Genomic DNA, 18,420 nt, shown 5'->3' with positions numbered 1-18,420 from the left:
GGAAAGGATTCTACAAACATTAAATACGATTGACAACGTGAGATTACAAGTGTAATATTCAGTTATAGATTACAAATGTAATACAGAGAGGTGTAATTTTAACCAATGAAAGAATTACCTAAAATTTCGGAAGCTGAATTAGAAGTAATGAAAGTATTGTGGTCAAACTCTCCACAAACGGCAAATGATGTAATTGAAGCGTTGGAGGTAAAAATGGATTGGAAACCGAAAACGATTAGAACGTTGATTAATCGATTAGTTCACAAAGAAGCAGTGGCTTATCATCAAGATAAAGGGCGTCTGTACTCTTATTATCCTTTGGTATCGCAAGATAGTTATTTACAAGTAGAAACGAAATCTTTACTTAAACGTTTCTATGGTGCAGCATTTAAACCTTTACTTGTAAATTTCTTAAAAGAAGAAAAGCTGTCTTCAGAAGATATTAACGAACTTAAACGTATTCTGGATGAGAAAACTGAGGAAAATCAGAGGAAGGATAGATTATAGTGATAGAAAAATTTATAAATATCTATCTACCTGCTTTTTTTGATTGGATGATTGAGACCTCTATTATGGCTAGTATATTAGTGGGCCTAATCTTGTGTATCAAGGTCTTGTTTAGAAATAAGTTAACGCCACGTTGGCAGTATATGCTATGGATCATATTAATGATAAGACTTGTATTACCTTGGTCTCCAGATAGTTCCTATAGTATCTATTCTGTTCTTACTTACAAGAATGACGATGCATTCATTTCTAGGGGAAATCCTGTAGCTAAGTTTCTTACAAAAGAGAGTACGCAAGAATTAAAAGGTATAGACGATACAAAGGTTCTCACAAAAGAAGATACTTATACCTCAAGTTCAACAAAAACTGTTCAGGCAAACAAGACACAAGCAGGTATTAATGAAAAGCAGGACGATGAGTCGATTTCATTTTATACAATCTGTATATACATTTGGCTTACTGGCGTTATCCTTCTAAGCGTTGCTACGTTTATAATGAACAGGCGTTTATTACTTTACATAAAAAAACAACCTGTTATTACAGATGAGAAGATTGTCCAGATTTTTGAAAAGTGTAAGCAATCTATGTCTATTCAACGGAATATCCCTCTATTTGTATCTGGAAAGGTTTCTAGTCCAACGGTGTTCGGATTTATTCGCCCCAAGTTGTTGTTATCCAGTGTACATATGAAGATTTTAGATGAACAACAATTACGATATATTTTTTATCATGAATTAGCTCATATCAAGCGAAGAGATGTTGGTGTAAATTGGCTTATGCATGGGTTACTCATTTTAAATTGGTTTAATCCCATTCTATGGTATGCCTACTCATGTATGCGGGAAGATCAAGAGCTAGCATGCGATGCATTAGCTCTTACATGTATAGATTCAGAGGAACAAATTGCGTATGGACATACTATTATTAGTCTATTGGAACACTACTCAAGTTATTATCAAGTACCAAGTATAGCAAATTTTAGTAAAAACAAGAGAGCGTTAAAAAGGAGAATTCTAATGATTAAAAAATTCCAAAAAAAATCATATCGTTGGTCTGCGATAGGCGCTGTGGCAGTGATTGCAGTATCATCTGTATCCTTATTAAACGCCCGTGCTGATCAGCCGACTAACCCTGAGAAACAACAATTAGAAGTGAAAAATAATATGAAAGAATTAAAAACACGAACAGATGCTCCTATACAGCGAATTGTAGAAAAAATGATTGGTACAAAAGAACAAGCAGAAGCAGAATTTTTTGTTTCCGAAGGAGACTATAATACTTTACTTACAGAGATTGGAGTGGCGAGGAATCTGTTTACGAAAGAAGAATTTGATCGATTCATTACATTGGAAACAGAAGCACATATTTTAGATAAAAAAGTAAGGCAAGTAGGAAGTCCTGAAAAGTTAGACCCAGAAGAGGAAAAAAAATATGAGAAAAACAGTGAAGAAATTGGACCATTTAGAGAGAAAATTCATTCGCATTTTAGATTAACTAAAAAGGAAGCACAAAAATATGTTGATTTTCCAATTAACACCCCAAGTTATGTGGTAAAAGGGTTTAAATTAACTGGAGAAGGTGTTAATACACCGATGACTACTGGAAAAATGAATCCCGATTTTATTTATGAATATCAAAATGAAAGTAAAGATAATGTATATATTGTGCACCAATCTGCAGTTACTGCTGAGGGAATAGAATTCTCGAATAAAAAAGCGGATTATAATGAAAAGGTAACAAATTATGAATTAGAAGGTACAAAAATAACCTTAGTTGAAAGTCTTGATACAGAGGAAACCTATAAAGTAATGCAAATGATAGTTCCTGCAAAAGGAAAGAATAGCGCTTTTCAAGTCTTTATTATTGCAGGTGATTTAAGTAAAGAAGAAACAGAGAAAGTTATGCTGTCCTTTCTAAAATAAAAATAGAGTCTCAGGATCCCGTTCTTGAGGCTATATTTTTTAGCTTAAACGAAACCTATAAGTGGGAAGAGAAATTAGTATAGTCTATATAATAAAAAAGTAAAATGATATTTAGTTTTGCTAGCTTGATTGAAATGAAAAAAAATAACAATTTAAAACATAAATTGAATCTAGGTAGGTATATTGTATGGAGAACAGGAGGGAGTATAATTCAAAAAGAAGTAATGGAAGAATACTAGCAAATGGTGATGTATTTTACCGCTATCACCTGGATCTCAAGTAAAACCTCATCATTTAGATATAGTTTTACTTGAGATGAAGCGGTTTGAGGTAGCAGATTCATATTAAAGCCAATTCCAGTGATCCATCTAAATTAGGAGAGAATAACTCATACTGTCAACTGATGCGAAAACGTGGAAAAAGAATCTACTTAGAAGTAAAGAGATTACTGTTATTGAATATACAACAGACTATAGTAAAGCGGTAGAAAAAGAAGAATACAAGCTAATAATGTATTCTTAAGTTTTTAAAGGACGTGAAATGAATATGAAACCAGTTTTAAAATATATAATTATTTCCCTTGTTTTTTCAATAGTAGGGGTGTGTTGGGCGCTGTTTGACATCTGTATGTTAGATGCAGACTGGCTATTGATTTGGATAGGTGTATTAATGGCATATCTATCGTTGTATATCGTGATAGGTCTATATAGTAGAAAATCGTACGACTCAAAATTGGCTAAAGTGCTTCTAAAAACAATAATTACAACCTTTAGTTTTGGAGCATTAGGAATATCATTCGGAGTTGTACACATGATATTAGGACCATTGAGCCTTACTTTAATGACATGGTATTGGTTTATAATGCTATTTTTATATTTAATACCCATAATATTATTAGTGATTTTAGTATTGGTAAATTGTAAAAATCATAATTTCCCTGGGGTATATAGTATACTTATACTTGTAAATATACTTCTTACGTTATGGCCGTTATTATGGCCGTTATTTATTACTTTTATGGGTTCTGGTATGAATGCAAGTGCAGGATGGTAGCAGCTCCACAGATTATAAAAGGGTTAAAAGAAAAAGGTTATGAACTTGAAGTTTATAACCAGAATAATCATTTTCCAATAAACTTGTGGCATGATAACCGAATATAAAAAATTATTTATTAGTTAAATGAATGGAATAAGAAATTAATGCAGGGTTTAAATATTTGTAAGAGCGTGTTTAGCAAAACATATAACAACACACTATTTTAACTGGCTATTTTTTATTATTTAAATTTTAAAAATAGTATTGATTAAATGAAAAAGAGAGTTTTGCTCTCTTTTTTTGCATTTCAGCAAAGCCTAATTAAATGTGAACTGAAAATTCATTTGGAATTTATATTAGTAGCGGAAGATATTCAAGAAGTATCTACTTTCGTGTCTAAAAAGTATCCACTTTCATGTCTTTCTACACCAATAGTATGATTTTATTTTGTAATGAAAAAAGCCCTAGATAGGGCTATATAATTTTCTTCATACCACATTGACGGCATTCTCTTAAGAAGATGAAATCTTTAACGGAACTTTTAAATGCGGTGTTGCCGCAATTATCACAGCGACCACTGATTTTATTATCAAGACCTAAATCTAAAAAACACTTAAAATATCACGCTCCTAACATATTATATATGACTAACATGTTAGGAGCGTTTATTTTTGGTAATGAGTTTTGAAACTGAATTTAAATAGTATTTTTCTCTATCTGGATAGAAATAAGTAAAGTACAATAAACGGTCGTTTTTGGAACTTGGGTGTTTACACGAATTCACTAAATATATCACCTTCCATTTGTTATGGTTTTCAAAATAACTATTTACATATAATTTACATTAGTGTACTATTTGTCTAGTACACTAATACAGAGGAGGAAAGAAATGAAAACTGAGTTTTCTCCTAATATCCCTATTTATGTTCAGGTAATGGAATACATCAAAAAAGAAATTGTAACAGGACGTTTGGCACCAGGTAAAAAAATTCCTGCTGTACGTGAATTAGCGGGTGAATTACAAGTTAATCCAAATACAATTCAACGTACGTTTCAAGAGCTAGAACGGAAAGGTATTGCTGAGACACGTAGAGGAACAGGAAGATTTGTAACAATGAATGAAGAAAAAATTACAGAGCTACGCAAAGAAATGGCAAAAGAGTTGCTTGATAATTTTATAAATGGAATGAATAACTTAGGATTTATGGAAGAAGAGGTTCTCCCAATACTCCGTTCTTATTTGGAAAAGAAAAAGGAGGGAAATGAATGAAAGAATTATTGAAAGTTGAAAATCTGTCGAAAAGATATGATTTAAAAACAGTGATTCAAGATATAAGCCTAACAATCTCAGAAGGAAAAATTATCGGTCTTGTTGGTGAAAATGGTAGTGGGAAAACGACATTATTAAAAATGATTTCGGGTTTACGTTTTCCTTCTAAAGGAAGTATTACAATTAAAGATAAAAAGGTGGGATTAGAAACGAAAAAAATCGTTTCATTTATGCCCGATAGTCCTGTTTTTGAAAAATGGATGACTGTAAAAGATGCTTTGTTGTTCTATCAAGATATGTATGCTGATTTTAATCTACAACAAGCAATAGATTTGATAGCTAACTTTAAAATCCCGCTAGAGGAGAATATAAGCATCTTATCAAAAGGGAAAACAGGGATATTACAGCTAATATTAACTTTTTCAAGGAAAGCAACGGTATATGTATTAGACGAGCCATTAGGTGGAATTGATCTTGTTTCTAGAAAGCATATAGTAGATTTAATTCTTAACTTTTATCGTGAAGATAGTACCATTCTTATTTCGACTCATTTAGTAGAGGAAATTGAAAATATATTTGATGAGGTAATCTTTTTAAAAGACGGGAGTATTGTATTGCATGAAAATGTAGAAGAAATTCGTTTTCACCATGGAAAATCAGTACATGAGTTATTTAAGGAGGTTTTTGAGAAATGAACCCACTTTTTCGTTATTTGTTTAACTGTAATAGAAAAAGGATAGCTGTATTTTACCTTGGATTTATTACTATTTCATTACTTCTTTTATTTAAGATGGTGGGATTATCAAAGGTGACAAATCAAATTACAAAGGATATAACTTTAGGTATATTTATATTCATCATAGGTGGCGCTGCATTTTTACTACTTTTAATAGCTTTGCCTTCTTTCAATAAAATGCTAAAAAATACGATGATTCGTTATACAGCTATCTCAGGAAAAAAGTATATATATGCAAATTTATTTTTTTTCACATTAATGTTTATTCTTTTATTAGTAATAGGCTTAATTTTTCTATACTATTTTTCTCAGAGTAACCTTGGAGAAAAAGTATCTGAAGGCTATCAACAAGAATTTCATAAGTTATATGCATATGGAGTTTTTCATCACATACTTTCCGTTTTTTTATGGGGAATCGATTTCATGAGTATATTAATTTCCTGTTATTTCATCATGGTAATTACAAAACTCATTCCTATAAAGTCATCATTGAGTAAAAGATTTTTATCAATGACTTTCTTTGCTTTATTTTTAATCATACAAACATTAGTATTGGATTTTTTTAGTAAATTAGGAGAATATGTAATCACCATAAAGAGTACGTGGTTCATAGATAAAAATGGTTTTATTGACACTTCACTGTATCCTAGTGAAGACTTCACTATTTTAGATGTATGTTTTACTTGCTTATTCATAATTGTTCTAACAGCTATTACAGGTCGTATCATAGATAAAAAATTAGAAATATAAAGCTCCACTTTAAAGGTAAAGTATATTTAGGAGGAAAAAATGAGGACAACTAATCCAATATTAAAAAAAGAAAAATTTCATAAAGAAAAGAAAAATGCTTCTACGATGACTATCGGTGGAACGATAGCAAAAACATTCATTTTGCTTATCTTACTTCTTGCAGCGTCTGTCTATTCATACGTACAGATGACACAAGGGACAATGAAAATACCTGTGTTAATTGGAATTATAATAGTTACTCTAATTGTCGCATTTTTAGTTATATTCATTCCTCGTATATCACCAATCTGCGCACCGATTTACGCAGTATTACAAGGAATTTTATTAGGAAGTATTTCAGCTTATTATACAAAGCGATTTGGTGATTCTATCGCTTTAACTGCCGTATTACTAACGATTTCGATTTTATTTGCCATGTTAGTGTTATACGCAACGCGAATAGTAAAAGTAACTAAAAAGTTCCGTGCGGTTGTAACGGTTGCAACACTTGGAATTCTTATTATGTATTTTATTGTTTTCTTACTAGGCATCTTAGGGGTGACTGTTCCATATATTCACCAAGGTGGGACAATTAGTATCATCATAAGTACAATTGTAATTATTGTTGCTGCATTAGATTTATTACTCGATTTTGATTCCATAGAAAATGGTACTCAGAGTGGAGCACCTAAGTATATGGAGTGGTACAGCGCAGTAGGGCTTATGATGACATTAGTATGGTTATACTTAGAGATCCTTCGTTTGATTTCTTACATTATGAAAAACAAAGACTAGAAAACATCCTGCATGGTTCAAACATGCAGGATGTTTTTTGTATCTCGTATTTTCAATTAAATTTATATAGGTAGTAACAAATGTACGATGTTACTGTACAAAAATTCCAACCAATGCTTATAAGCTTTCAGCTCCCTCTCTGTAACCTTTCTTCGATTACTACAGACAATTTAACTGTAAAAAAAACAATAAGCTGTCCACATGGACAGCTTATTTACATAATTCTTGATTATCGGTAGCAAGTTTGTCATAAAATCCTTGTTTTTACTAAATTTTTTGTCTCTATGTCTATCTATCTCTTATACAAGATTTTATATATCATTGATATAGCGGGGATTCTAGGGATCGTTGCTATTCTTTTTTGCATAAAATCTTGTATGAAAAAGTGGTTAGACTAGTGTGCTTTACTCCGGTTCATTTCAAAATATAATTGAAAATTCATCTTTAAATTAAAAAAGAAGTGTTACCTATATATTAATAACTTCGAAATATTGTATAACAGATAATTTTTATTGTGCAAACGAATCAGGATAGTGTGGCGACCGACCAACTAAATAGTTGCTTATCCTCAATTATTAGAAGGAAAGTTCTATCATTTCACGAATTGATTAGACATAGACGAGTGCTATAATTTTCTATATATACATAAAGAGGTGACTACGTATGAATCAAAGACCGTCAGAAGAAGAATACGCTGGGAGCTCCGGCGAATATATTCGTTTGGTGCCAGACGGTAACATCATCGACATTCTGCTCGCTCAGGAAAAGCAAATGACCGAGCTCCTGGCATCGTTGACCGAAAGCCAGGCCGCATATCGGTATGCGGAAGGAAAATGGACACTAAAAGAAGTTGTGGGCCACATTACAGACGCGGAACGCGTCATGACTTACCGCCTGCTCCGGTTCGCAAGAGGGGACCAGACGCCGCTGACCGGTTTCGATCAGGAATTGTTCATGCCTCCTTTCGGAAGTTGGACAACCGAGCAATTGGCTGAAGACTACCGGGCCGTACGGCAATCAACGATCACATTGCTGCGCGGGCTACCGGCGGAGGCGTGGAACCGCAAGGGTACAGCCAACAACCTAAGCATTACGGCGCGCGCCCTCGCGTACGGCATCGCAGGACACGAACTTCATCACATGGGAGTCATCCGAAACCGGTACTTGAGTTAATCGTCGGCTGAGGCCTTTTGAATGGAACTAACACCTTTCATACAATCGTAGATACCGTTCTTATTGGGGCCCGCCCCACAACCATCAACTTAAGGATTTAGACTATTTTTGAAATTGAAAGCACGTTACTATTCTCTTATGTTAATGAGAAAGGGTGACGCGCTTTTTATGATTATGCACTAAAAACAAGAGTTATCTTTATTTGCCGAAGAGTTATATCGATTTTTCTCATTTTAAGGTATTTGTTTTTCTTAGATTGATGGTGATGGGGCACTACTCTATTATGATCAAATTAAAATTAAAAATAGTTATAGAGACTCCATTTCTCGGAAATATTATAACTATTAAGTTGTAAAAAGAACCGTCGTTTTTCATTTTTGAAAAGGCTAGGGTACTTTTTAGTTGTAGCGAAGATATAATGGGAGGAAGTTTTTCTAAATCAAAAAAAATTGATTAATAAGTTGCATAATAAACTCACTAGCGTATATACTATAAACATCAAAAAAAGTTGATGAAGGGAAGTGAACTACAGTGGCACAAAATTTTCAGTTATATGAGAAAAAGTTTAAAGCGTTGGCTGATCAGAAGCGTTTAGAGATTATGTATGAACTTTGCCAGCGAGGCCAAACTTGTGTATGTGATTTAACGGAGGTTTTTGAAATGACGCAATCTAAATTGTCCTATCATTTAAAGATTTTATTAGATGCAGGTTTAATTGTAAAAGAAACAAAAGGTACGTGGAGTTATTATGATTTAAATGATGCGGAAGTAAATAATTTATTATCAGAAGAATTATGCTGTATCTTTAGAAAAACAGGCAAAGGTAGTTGTTGTTAAAATTTCGTACTATTAATCAAAAAAAATTGATTAATAACATATAAAGAGGAGGAATAAGCTATGAGATATGTTCACGTCGGTATAAATGTTACGAATTTAGAGAAGTCTATTGAATTCTACGAAAAGGTATTTGGTGTGTCACCAGTTAAGGTGAAAGTGGATTATGCAAAATTTTTATTAGAGACGCCAGGACTTAACTTCACGCTAAACGTACGAGATGAGGTGAAGGGAAATCAAGTAAATCATTTCGGTTTCCAAGTTGATACAGCTGAAGAGATTACATTGCATAAAGAAAGATTAGAAAAAGAAGGTTTCTTTGCGCGTGATGAGATGGATACGACTTGTTGCTATGCGGTTCAAGATAAGTTTTGGGTAACGGATCCTGATGGGAACGAGTGGGAATTCTTTTATACAAAAGCACAGAGTGATGTTCATAAAATAGAAGAGGCATCTTGTTGCACGACTTCTAACGTAGTAGAACAAAATTCTTGTTGTTAATAGGAGATGGAAAATAAAATGAAACGTTTATCTTTTCTAGATCGATATTTAACACTATGGATTTTTCTAGCTATGGCTGTTGGGATTGGTTTAGGGTTTGTATTTCCTAGTGTAGTAGACGGACTGAATACATTACAAGTTGGAACGACGTCTATCCCGCTTGCTGTTGGTTTAATTGTCATGATGTATCCACCATTAGCAAAGGTTCGTTACGAGGAAATGGGCCGAGTATTTAAAGATGTAAAAGTATTGGTTTTATCTTTAGTACAAAACTGGATTATTGGACCTGTACTTATGTTTGTTTTAGCAATTATTTTTCTTCCTGATAAGCCAGAATACATGGTCGGACTCATTATGATTGGTTTAGCACGCTGTATTGCAATGGTAATTGTTTGGAATGACCTTGCCGATGGGGATAAAGAGTATGCGGCAGGTTTAGTAGCTTTTAACTCGGTATTTCAAATGCTTTTCTTCTCCGTTTATGCATACGTGTTTGTAACAGTCATTCCAGAATGGTTAGGAATTGAAGGGGCTATTGTCGATATTACAATGATAGAAGTAGCGAAATCCGTATTTATCTATTTGGGAATTCCTTTTATAGCAGGTATGTTGACACGCTTTGTATTCGTTAAGTTAAAAGGAAGACAATGGTATGAAAAAGTGTTTATACCGAAGATTAGTCCACTTACATTACTTGCATTACTATTTACAATCATCGTTATGTTCTCTTTAAAAGGGGAAATGATTGTTAGCGTACCATTAGATGTAGTAAGAATAGCAATTCCGTTATTAATCTATTTTATTGTCATGTTTTTTGTTTCTTTCTTTATGGGAAGAAAAATTGGTGCAAACTATCCAGTGACTACAACGTTAGCATTTACAGCAGGTAGTAATAACTTTGAGTTAGCGATTGCAGTAGCAGTTGGTGTGTTTGGTATTCATTCAGGTGCAGCATTTGCAGCTGTTATGGGGCCGTTAGTGGAAGTACCTGTAATGATTGCGCTTGTAAACGTCGCTTTTTGGTTTAAGCGAAAATATTTTAGTGATCAGCCAGTCTAAATTTAAAAACAAAGGCGGAAAACAACATGGAAAACAAAAAGACAATCTATTTCTTATGCACAGGAAATTCGTGCCGAAGCCAAATGGCAGAAGCGTGGGGCAAACAATATGTAGGTGATAAATGGAATGTATATTCTGCAGGAATCGAAGCACACGGAGTAAATCCAAATGCGATTAAAGCGATGAATGAAGTAAATATTGATATAACGAATCAAACATCAGATATAATTGATGCAAACATTTTAAATAGTGCTGATTTAGTCGTTACGCTGTGTAGTCATGCGGATTCTGTTTGTCCATCTACTCCGCCGTATGTAAATCGTGTTCATTGGGGATTTGATGATCCAGCAGGAAAAGAGTGGTCCGAATTTCAACGTGTTCGTGATGAAATTGGTGAACGTATAAAGCGATTTTCTGAAACAGGGGAGTAAATAAAGGAAAGAGTCAATCTTCTATCTTATAGGGGATGGGCTCTTTTTTATTATGTATTTCATTTACTTATCGCATTGCTTTAAAACCACTCTTAGGAATAATACAGAATATTATGTGAAAACGGTAAAGTTTCATTTTATAATTTTTACTTTATTAAAAGTTGATTTGTTAGAAAGGATAATCATTTATTGATATAATGAATGGATGCGAAGCAGGAAATAGATAGAAAGATACTGCTAGTAATTTATACTTAAAATGTAGGGAGATTGAACAGAGTTATGGGGACAGAAAAAGAAATTAGTTCCGCTAAATTAATATGGAAGATGACGCGCCCACATACATTAACGGCGACGTTTTCTCCTGTAATTTTAGGAACAGTGGCATCACTTTATGTTGCCAAAATTGATTGGCTGTTATTTATTGCGATGATGGTTGCATGTTTAGCATTGCAAATAGCAACTAACTTATTTAATGAGTACTATGATTTTAAACGTGGATTAGATACCGCTGAATCCGTTGGCATCGGTGGCGGAATTGTCCGTCATGGGTTGAAGCCAAAAAATGTGTTAACAGTTGCGCTTTTATTATATGTCGTAGCAGCTTTTATTGGCATTTATATTTGTATGAATAGTAGTTGGTGGTTAGTGGTTATTGGTTTAATTGGGATGGCAGTTGGCTATTTATATACAGGTGGTCCACTACCAATTGCGTACACCCCGTTTGGAGAATTAGTTTCTGGATTGTTAATGGGGACATGTTTTGTACTCATTGCTTTCTTTATTCAAACGAATACTGTAACGATTGAAAGTGTATTGATTTCCATTCCAATTGGAATTTTAGTCGGTGCAATCAATATGTCGAATAACATCAGAGATATCGAAGAAGATATTAAAGGTGGAAGAAAGACATTAGTAATCCTCCTTGGGAGAGAGAAAGCTGTGGTAACACTAGCGGTAGCCTTTTTTATTGCGTATTTATGGATTGCCGTAATTGTATTAATGGGTTATATAAGCCCTTGGGCATTAGTTATGTTCCTAGGTTTGAGAAAGCCAATTTCTGCGATTCAAAGTTTCCAAAAAGGGGCAAAGGATCCTGGGTATATGCGCATCGCAATGAAATCAACAGCGATGACAAATACGATTTTTGGCTTCTTATTATCAGCAGGATTATTAATTAGTTACTTGTTTTAAATAAAAAATATGGTTAAATAACTTAACCCCAGTTTCTCAATTTTAATATAGAGAGATTGGGGTTTTTATTTTGACTTTGTTTAATGTTAAAAACAGTTTCATTTGAAATGCAAATACCAATAAATTGCAACTTCATCATTTTCAATATCCAAACCTTTATAAACAAGAAAATCAAACCCACCAATTACAAATCCGCATTTTTCATAGAACTTACATGCTGCGACATTATTATTTTGCGTTTCAAGCATGATACCTGGCATATTACCTTTTTTTGCCCACTGCTTTGCTTGATCAACTAATCTTTTACCAACTCCGAGTGTACGATATTTTTTATCTACCGTTATATCTTCTATGTAAGCATAGTGGTTCCAATTCTTTTTCAATACCATTAATCCAATGATTTGGTTATGTAACAGTGCTATGTAAATGACTTGATTAGGTTTATTTATATATTCATTGTAAGCCAGTTCTTCATTATCATCTTGATTTTGTAAATAACTTTTTTCATAACTCGGAACGTCTTCTACTGTATATTCTATACGTTTATTTCCTTTGGAAAGAGAAAGAATTAACCGAGCATTCACTATAAAACTGTCATCAATCTCCGGGAGATTATCTAAATCATTTGTTTCTAACTCTCTAATTACAAGGTTCATCGGGGCACCTCCACATAATAATATTTCTTCTAGTTTTTTATTTGGTTCAAATGAATTCCAATTACAAAATTATAATAGAATTTCAATAGTACGGCTATCTTTGTATTTTATCTTTATACCAGTATGTTGTTATCTTGATATAAAAATATTGTTTAGAAAGAGTAGTATCTTTTATTTTGGATGTATATCCAGTTTTCAAATTTAACTGTAGTAGAGAAACAAATATTTTTTTAAAGAGTGGATGCCATACGTTATTCTTTAACTAAATTCGACATTATCTGCATTTTATCTTCACCTTCCTCTATTAATCTATTTATTGTAAACATCAGCTGGAGTTAATGCTCAGCTGTATAAATAATGAATATAAAAATTAATAGGGAAAGGATCGAAAAATAATGAAAGAATCACAAAGTAAGAAAAAAACAAGTCGACTAACTAAGGTAATAATATCTCTAGGAGTTGTTTTAGCAACGACCTTTTTCACGTTCTTTTTAATAGGAAAATGGAACTCTATTCCAGCGAAAGGAGTAGCTAATGAAAGTATTAAGCTAGCTAATACGCAACAACAAAAAAAGAAAGAGGACACATCACTGACAAAACAGAAAAGACCTGATGGAAAACCGGTAGGAAAGGTTGTGTATTTAACATTCGATGACGGTCCTAGTGAATTAACTGGGAAATTTTTAGATGTACTAAAAAAACAAAATGTTGCCTCGACATTTTTTATGCAAGGTAGCAATTTACAAAATACAGGTTTTCAGGAAAATGTAAAAAGAGCGGTAAAAGAAGGACATTATATTGGTGCTCATAGTATGACACATAATAGTGATAAGCTATACAAAAAGGGACAATTTGTACCGGAGATGAAAGAAACGTTAGCTCTGATCCATAATATTACGGGTACAACTCCTAAACTAGTTCGTCCGCCATATGGATCTGCACCGGGATTAAAGGGTGAGGAAATTCGTAATCAAATTGTAGAAGCAGCAATAAAAGTTTGGGATTGGACAATAGATTCAAATGATTGGAAACTAAAAGGTAACCCACAGCAAATTATAGAAAATGTAAAGCGTACAACAACAGAAGATGTGGAAGTAGTTCTAATGCATGAAAAACCACAGACATTACAAGCGCTTCCGGAAATTATTAAATTTTATAAGGAAAAAGGGTATGAATTCGGGGTATACAATGAAGCGGATCATTTTCAACTAAATTTCCAGAAAGATCAACGTCTATAGTATCAAATAAATAAATTAAGAGCATGTTCTGATTTATCTTTCTTCAGGACATGCTTTTTTTGCTCGCTGCTATAAGCTTATTACTACCAATTTAACAAAGCAGCATTTACAAGTTACTTTATGGATACCTCATTTTAGAATAACTAACTTATAGAAAAAATTGAATAATTTTCATGTGTAAGGAGATTTTAAGAAGGATATAGAGGGGATATTTTCCTTTTGTTTTCTAGATAAATGATTACTTACAAAAAACATTTAGTGGAACGGTTTTTTAAAGCTATTCTGTCAAGAAATTACTAAAAATTGGGTTCAAAACATAAACCACTCGATAAATGGGGTAGTATGATGAAAAAACTTAGTAGAAAGCGTTTGAGAAAAGATATTCAGGAACTTGAGAGTGCAAGTATGCTGCTCCAAAATGATCAAGAGTGCGAACTCAAGCAGAGTGTATCTGCGAATGAAGAAGTTTTGAGAAAAGTTTTTGAAAATTGTTCCGATATTGTTTTTCGTCCAATAATCATAGAAAGTCAAAATAAAATTCTTTTTATTTATATAGATGGATTAACTGACACTAAAGTTGTGGAACAAGTTGTTTTGAAACCAATGATGTTCGAAGGTCTGCCTAGTGGAGTAAAGAGTGTGGATTCGGTAGGAGAAATTATACAAAATCAGCTAATTGCGGTTTCTCAAGTAAAGACAATCTCTAAAGTTCGTGAGGTTATAGAAGCAGTATTGAAAGCGAATATCGTCATTTTAACAGAAGGAGAGAGTCAAGCTCTAGTCGCTGATTTAAAAGGTTTTGAAAAACGAGGTATTGAAGAGCCTGCTGCGGAGATCTCTGTTCGTGGCCCTCGGGACGGGTTTACGGAAACGATAAGGGTCAATACGAGCCTGATTCGCCGAAGAATTCGAAGCCAAAAACTAAAAATGGAACCTTATTCGATTGGGGAATTGTCACAGACAGATGTGGTAATTGCCTATATTGAGGGAATTGCACCTGATTCGGTTTTGGATGAAGTTCGCCAAAGGGTAAAGCGAATTCAAATTGATGGAGTGTTGGAGTCAGCTTTCATTGAAGAGTTTATTGAGGACCAACCCTTTTCGCCCTTTCCACAAATTCAAAATACTGAGCGGCCAGATGCGGTTTGTGCAAGTTTATTAGAGGGGAAAGTCGCCATTTTAGTAGATAACACACCTTTCGTTTTGATTGTTCCTATGACATTTTGGACTGGTCTACAAGCAGCGGAGGATTATTATGAACGCTCCATCTACACAACTTTTGTTCGATGGATACGTTTAATATTAATTAATATTTCATTATTTCTTCCTTCTCTCTATGTTGCTATTACAACCTTTCATCCTAAATTAATTCCGACAAATTTGCTTATTAGTATTGCAGCTGCGCGAGAAGGCATTCCGTTCCCGGCTGTCATAGAAGCGCTAATGATGGAGTTTTTATTTGAAGGCTTGAGGGAAGCGGGGGTTCGGTTACCAAAACCTGTTGGATCAGCAGTTAGTATTGTCGGAGCACTTGTTATCGGGCAAGCTGCTGTGCAAGCAGGTATTATTTCCGCACCTTTGGTCATTGTTGTGGCGACGACGGGTATTGCGTCATTTGCGTTCCCGCGCTACAACTTAGGAACAGCTTACCGGATGTTACGCTTTCCGATGCTGTTATTGGCAGGGATGCTCGGGCTATACGGTGTTGCAATAAGTACCCTTACGATTTTGATTCATTTAACTAACATTCGTTCTTTTGGCATTCCGTATTTAAGTCCAGTTGCACCTCAGACTCCTCGTGATTTAAAGGATGTTTTTCTCCGAACACCTCGTTGGAATATGACCCACCGCCCAATAATGGTATCTGGTGAAGAGAAAGTCCGTTTTCCAGGTGGACAAAAGCCAGATGAGAAACGGGGAGGGGAAACAGAATGAGCCTGCACAAGGCACTCTGTATGATACTGGTCATTTCTTTATGCTTCTTGACGGGATGTTGGGATCGGACAGAATTAAATGATTTGGCAATAGAATTAGGATGGGGACTTGATCAAGCGAAGAATAATAAGATTGAAATTAGTGCTCAGTTTATTATTCCATCAAAAATGGGAATGGGACAGAGCGGAAGAAGTAATGCAGGAAAAGCGTTTTTTACAGAATCGGGAACGGGAAGGGATACACATGAAGCTATACAAATGATGCAAACAAAAATGTCGAGAGAAATTTTTCGAGGGCACCAGCGTGTAATATTGATTGGAGAAAAAATGGCTAAAAGTGGTCTTGCTCCAGTTTTAGATGCATATAGCCGCGATCCTGATATTCGATTACGAGCAGGTGTGTTTGTCATAAAAGGGAATACTGCAAAAGATTTTCTGAAAGCATCCATCCCTTTAGAGTCTATCCCGGCACTTGGGGCACTTAAAGAGCATATGCAAATAGAGGCAGCGGGAGATATGTCTTTATTAAATTTTCTCATTGCTGGTACGAGTGATGGAATCACCCCGATTTTGCCCGTTATTAAACTAAATGTGTCTCATGAAAAAGGTAAAACCGTGGTCAAAGGGTTTCAAATTGTAGGCGGTGCTATATTTAACAACGATTTCAAATTGGTAGGATACTTGAACATGCAGGAATGGTTAACTACTCTTTGGGTAGTGAATCGTTTAAGTAAACAGACAGTTACAGCAACGGCCTCTAAAGGAAATGGTAGTGCAAGTTTATATATGACAAAGATCAATAGAAAAATCATGCCTACTATACAAGGGGACACAATTAAGTGTGACATTGTTTTTTCTGGTGAAGGAACAATTCAGGAGAACAATACGAATTTAGATCTTTCGCAGCCAAAAAATCTTACTCTTTTAGAACAAGTATTGGAAAAACAGTCCGAAAAGGAAGCTCTCCAAACTATTAAAAAGGTTCAAAAACAATACGGAACCGATATCTTTGGATTTGGAGAAGCCATTCATCAAAAATATCCATCCGAATGGAAAGGGTTAAAAAAGAATTGGAGTAAACAATTTCGAAAAGTGGAGGTTTCTGTTCGTACAAAGCTTACTATTCGGCGAGTAGGACTGACTGGACCACCGTTGCAGTTGAAGAAAAATGAAATGAAAAAATAAGGAGGGATATAGAGTGTGAGAAATTCGATGAAAATCTCTGGGAGGCAAATCTTTTGGATGATGTTCACATTTGAAGTGGGACAATCCCTTCTTCTAGTTATTCCAGCGACGATTCGTACGGTCAAACAAGATGCGTGGATCTCGATTTTGATTGCAGGAGCGATAGGGGTTGCTCTTACTTTTTTGGCAACTACACTTGGTTCGCTTTATCCGAAACAAACTCTCATTGAATTTAGTCAAACTATTCTTGGTAAATGGCTAGGAAAGCTGCTGATGATTCCTTACTTCTTTGGGTGGTACATGATAATTTGGATAACCGTCCGTGAATTTGGTGAGTTCATTATTATCGCTTTGTTTCATAATACACCTTTGTGGGTCATTGTCTTTACTGCGATATTATTGCTCATTTTTATCATTTACCAAGGAGGGGTGGAAGGTGTTGGACGTTTAAGTGAAATCATAGGGCCAATTGTACTTTTAATGATAACGTTTGTAATCATTTTGAATGTTGGCAATATGAATTGGGATTATATGCAGCCTATTTATCACGATTCTGGTTGGCTTCCCATACTTAAAGGTTCCTATACTCCTGTAGCCGCATTTTTTGGAGAGGCTGTTATGATGATGATGTTCGTTTTCTTTATGGATAAACCAGAGCAAGCGTCATCAAGGGCGATGTTGGGGGTAGGATTAGCCGTTTTCATGGTAACGATCGGAACATTAGCGGTCATTTTAACATTCGGTCCGAATTTATCTTCAAGTTTTTTGTATCCGGTTTACGATTTGAGCCGATACATATCTGTCATGGAGTTCATTCAAAATGTGGATATTTTGATAGTTATTATTTGGTTTTTTAGTATTTTTGTGAAATTGGCGTTATACATGTTCATCGCTTGTTATGGAACAGCGCAAATATTTCATTTGAAGGATTGGCGAAAAGTAGCGTTAGTTCTTGCTCCTATTTCGTTCATCATAGCTGTGTCAGTTAAAAATATCCAAACATTTACCCATTATTACTACATATTTTTCGTAATTCCAATTGCATTTCCCGTTTATGAGCTAGGGATTCCTTTACTGTTATTGGTGGTTGGCAAAATTCGAAGGAAATATGCATAAACCCAATCGTTAATATGTTTGGAGGACAGGTATACTTTTAGTTTTTTGACTAATATAAAAAGAGAAAAATCCTACTTATAAGTGTAGGATTTTTTGTTTGTATATTAC

The 18,420-nt window shown here is 34.3% G+C and carries 18 protein-coding genes and 2 pseudogenes; 18 read left to right on the top strand and 2 right to left on the bottom strand.

The window, feature by feature from the left end; genetic code table 11:
• The first annotated feature begins 105 nt into the window (after window positions 1–105).
• From NST27_RS15430 to NST27_RS15415, 4 genes and pseudogenes are all read left to right on the top strand, one after another.
• Window positions 106–507, top strand: coding sequence for a BlaI/MecI/CopY family transcriptional regulator (locus tag NST27_RS15430; RefSeq protein ID WP_000661430.1), 402 nt, complete (start codon window positions 106–108; stop codon window positions 505–507).
• A complete protein-coding gene (locus tag NST27_RS15425; protein ID WP_000570341.1) occupies window positions 507–2,429 on the top strand; it encodes a M56 family metallopeptidase in 1,923 nt (640 codons plus the stop codon). The genes NST27_RS15430 and NST27_RS15425 overlap by 1 nt, the downstream gene beginning before the upstream one ends.
• Before the next feature lie 546 nt (window positions 2,430–2,975).
• Complete coding sequence (locus NST27_RS15420; protein ID WP_000805755.1) at window positions 2,976–3,482, top strand: DUF3902 family protein; 507 nt, start codon at window positions 2,976–2,978, stop codon at window positions 3,480–3,482.
• Window positions 3,482–3,589, top strand: a pseudogene (locus NST27_RS15415) (polysaccharide deacetylase); the annotation flags it as partial. The gene NST27_RS15420 and the pseudogene NST27_RS15415, both read left to right, overlap by 1 nt.
• Window positions 3,590–3,938: 349 nt before the next feature.
• Here the strand turns inward: NST27_RS15415 and NST27_RS15410 are convergent.
• Window positions 3,939–4,040 (bottom strand): annotated as a pseudogene (locus NST27_RS15410) (hypothetical protein); the annotation flags it as partial.
• A 313-nt stretch (window positions 4,041–4,353) separates the two neighbouring features.
• On the opposite strand from NST27_RS15410, the gene NST27_RS15405 reads away from it, so the two are divergent.
• The 10 genes from NST27_RS15405 to menA all read left to right on the top strand — a co-directional run bounded on the left by NST27_RS15405 (window position 4,354) and on the right by menA (window position 12,183).
• Window positions 4,354–4,734 carry a GntR family transcriptional regulator gene (locus NST27_RS15405; RefSeq protein ID WP_000845513.1) on the top strand — a complete coding sequence of 127 codons (381 nt, stop codon included), beginning with the start codon at window positions 4,354–4,356 and terminating at the stop codon, window positions 4,732–4,734.
• Window positions 4,731–5,429, top strand: coding sequence for an ABC transporter ATP-binding protein (locus NST27_RS15400; protein ID WP_000661383.1), 699 nt, complete (start codon window positions 4,731–4,733; stop codon window positions 5,427–5,429). Before NST27_RS15405 ends, NST27_RS15400 begins: the two co-directional genes overlap by 4 nt.
• A complete protein-coding gene (locus NST27_RS15395; RefSeq protein WP_001068594.1) occupies window positions 5,426–6,220 on the top strand; it encodes a hypothetical protein in 795 nt (264 codons plus the stop codon). The genes NST27_RS15400 and NST27_RS15395 overlap by 4 nt, the downstream gene beginning before the upstream one ends.
• Window positions 6,221–6,259: 39 nt before the next feature.
• Window positions 6,260–6,994 (top strand): Bax inhibitor-1/YccA family protein, encoded by a 735-nt coding sequence (locus NST27_RS15390; RefSeq protein WP_001260970.1) that lies wholly within the window; start codon window positions 6,260–6,262, stop codon window positions 6,992–6,994.
• Window positions 6,995–7,657: 663 nt separating this feature from the next.
• Window positions 7,658–8,167, top strand: a complete 510-nt coding sequence (locus NST27_RS15385; protein WP_001076317.1) for a DinB family protein — start codon at window positions 7,658–7,660, stop codon at window positions 8,165–8,167.
• A 531-nt stretch (window positions 8,168–8,698) separates the two neighbouring features.
• Window positions 8,699–9,004, top strand: a complete 306-nt coding sequence (gene arsR, locus NST27_RS15380) for an arsenical resistance operon transcriptional regulator ArsR (RefSeq protein WP_002026021.1) — start codon at window positions 8,699–8,701, stop codon at window positions 9,002–9,004.
• Between the two features lie 60 nt (window positions 9,005–9,064).
• Window positions 9,065–9,502: an ArsI/CadI family heavy metal resistance metalloenzyme gene (locus NST27_RS15375; protein ID WP_001271031.1), complete on the top strand. Its 438-nt coding sequence runs from the start codon at window positions 9,065–9,067 to the stop codon at window positions 9,500–9,502.
• Window positions 9,503–9,520: 18 nt separating this feature from the next.
• Window positions 9,521–10,561, top strand: a complete 1,041-nt coding sequence (gene arsB, locus NST27_RS15370; RefSeq protein ID WP_000826565.1) for an ACR3 family arsenite efflux transporter — start codon at window positions 9,521–9,523, stop codon at window positions 10,559–10,561.
• A gap of 26 nt (window positions 10,562–10,587) precedes the next feature.
• Window positions 10,588–10,992, top strand: a complete 405-nt coding sequence (gene arsC / locus NST27_RS15365) for an arsenate reductase (thioredoxin) (protein ID WP_000428373.1) — start codon at window positions 10,588–10,590, stop codon at window positions 10,990–10,992.
• Window positions 10,993–11,271: 279 nt separating this feature from the next.
• Window positions 11,272–12,183, top strand: coding sequence for a 1,4-dihydroxy-2-naphthoate polyprenyltransferase (gene menA, locus NST27_RS15360; protein WP_000536385.1), 912 nt, complete (start codon window positions 11,272–11,274; stop codon window positions 12,181–12,183).
• Window positions 12,184–12,281: 98 nt separating this feature from the next.
• On the opposite strand, the gene satA is transcribed toward menA, so the two are convergent.
• A complete protein-coding gene (gene satA / locus NST27_RS15355) occupies window positions 12,282–12,839 on the bottom strand; it encodes a streptothricin N-acetyltransferase SatA (RefSeq protein WP_001054992.1) in 558 nt (185 codons plus the stop codon).
• 395 nt (window positions 12,840–13,234) lie between these two features.
• Here satA and NST27_RS15350 point away from each other — a divergent pair, with 395 nt between their 5' ends.
• The 4 genes from NST27_RS15350 (at window position 13,235) to NST27_RS15335 (ending at window position 18,312) form a co-directional block, all read left to right on the top strand.
• Window positions 13,235–14,077, top strand: a complete 843-nt coding sequence (locus tag NST27_RS15350; RefSeq protein WP_047386465.1) for a polysaccharide deacetylase family protein — start codon at window positions 13,235–13,237, stop codon at window positions 14,075–14,077.
• 342 nt (window positions 14,078–14,419) lie between these two features.
• The gene (locus tag NST27_RS15345) at window positions 14,420–16,012 is read left to right on the top strand and encodes a spore germination protein (protein ID WP_001986345.1); all 1,593 of its coding nucleotides are present in this window, start codon (window positions 14,420–14,422) and stop codon (window positions 16,010–16,012) included.
• Window positions 16,009–17,196, top strand: a complete 1,188-nt coding sequence (locus NST27_RS15340) for a Ger(x)C family spore germination protein (protein ID WP_000052111.1) — start codon at window positions 16,009–16,011, stop codon at window positions 17,194–17,196. Before NST27_RS15345 ends, NST27_RS15340 begins: the two co-directional genes overlap by 4 nt.
• A gap of 27 nt (window positions 17,197–17,223) precedes the next feature.
• Window positions 17,224–18,312 (top strand): GerAB/ArcD/ProY family transporter, encoded by a 1,089-nt coding sequence (locus NST27_RS15335; RefSeq protein WP_033689334.1) that lies wholly within the window; start codon window positions 17,224–17,226, stop codon window positions 18,310–18,312.
• Window positions 18,313–18,420 lie beyond the last annotated feature (108 nt).

This window comes from Bacillus sp. FSL W8-0770 (assembly GCF_038008705.1).
In the GTDB taxonomy this organism is placed as follows: Bacteria; Bacillota; Bacilli; order Bacillales; family Bacillaceae_G; genus Bacillus_A; species Bacillus_A cereus.
The sequence above is the reverse complement of the archived record's forward strand: the minus strand, read 5'-3'. Positions and strand labels throughout refer to the sequence as shown.

Excerpts from the sequence above, each read along its gene's own strand:
- NST27_RS15430 (WP_000661430.1), top strand. The coding sequence starts at position 106 with ATGAAAGAATTACCTAAAATTTCGGAAGCTGAATTAGAAGTAATGAAA.
- NST27_RS15420 (WP_000805755.1), top strand. The coding sequence starts at position 2,976 with ATGAAACCAGTTTTAAAATATATAATTATTTCCCTTGTTTTTTCAATA.
- NST27_RS15405 (WP_000845513.1), top strand. The coding sequence starts at position 4,354 with ATGAAAACTGAGTTTTCTCCTAATATCCCTATTTATGTTCAGGTAATG.
- NST27_RS15400 (WP_000661383.1), top strand. The coding sequence starts at position 4,731 with ATGAAAGAATTATTGAAAGTTGAAAATCTGTCGAAAAGATATGATTTA.
- NST27_RS15395 (WP_001068594.1), top strand. The coding sequence starts at position 5,426 with ATGAACCCACTTTTTCGTTATTTGTTTAACTGTAATAGAAAAAGGATA.
- NST27_RS15390 (WP_001260970.1), top strand. The coding sequence starts at position 6,260 with ATGAGGACAACTAATCCAATATTAAAAAAAGAAAAATTTCATAAAGAA.
- NST27_RS15385 (WP_001076317.1), top strand. The coding sequence starts at position 7,658 with ATGAATCAAAGACCGTCAGAAGAAGAATACGCTGGGAGCTCCGGCGAA.
- NST27_RS15375 (WP_001271031.1), top strand. The coding sequence starts at position 9,065 with ATGAGATATGTTCACGTCGGTATAAATGTTACGAATTTAGAGAAGTCT.
- arsB (WP_000826565.1), top strand. The coding sequence starts at position 9,521 with ATGAAACGTTTATCTTTTCTAGATCGATATTTAACACTATGGATTTTT.
- arsC (WP_000428373.1), top strand. The coding sequence starts at position 10,588 with ATGGAAAACAAAAAGACAATCTATTTCTTATGCACAGGAAATTCGTGC.
- menA (WP_000536385.1), top strand. The coding sequence starts at position 11,272 with ATGGGGACAGAAAAAGAAATTAGTTCCGCTAAATTAATATGGAAGATG.
- satA (WP_001054992.1), bottom strand. The coding sequence starts at position 12,839 with ATGAACCTTGTAATTAGAGAGTTAGAAACAAATGATTTAGATAATCTC.
- NST27_RS15350 (WP_047386465.1), top strand. The coding sequence starts at position 13,235 with ATGAAAGAATCACAAAGTAAGAAAAAAACAAGTCGACTAACTAAGGTA.
- NST27_RS15345 (WP_001986345.1), top strand. The coding sequence starts at position 14,420 with ATGATGAAAAAACTTAGTAGAAAGCGTTTGAGAAAAGATATTCAGGAA.
- NST27_RS15340 (WP_000052111.1), top strand. The coding sequence starts at position 16,009 with ATGAGCCTGCACAAGGCACTCTGTATGATACTGGTCATTTCTTTATGC.
- NST27_RS15335 (WP_033689334.1), top strand. The coding sequence starts at position 17,224 with ATGAAAATCTCTGGGAGGCAAATCTTTTGGATGATGTTCACATTTGAA.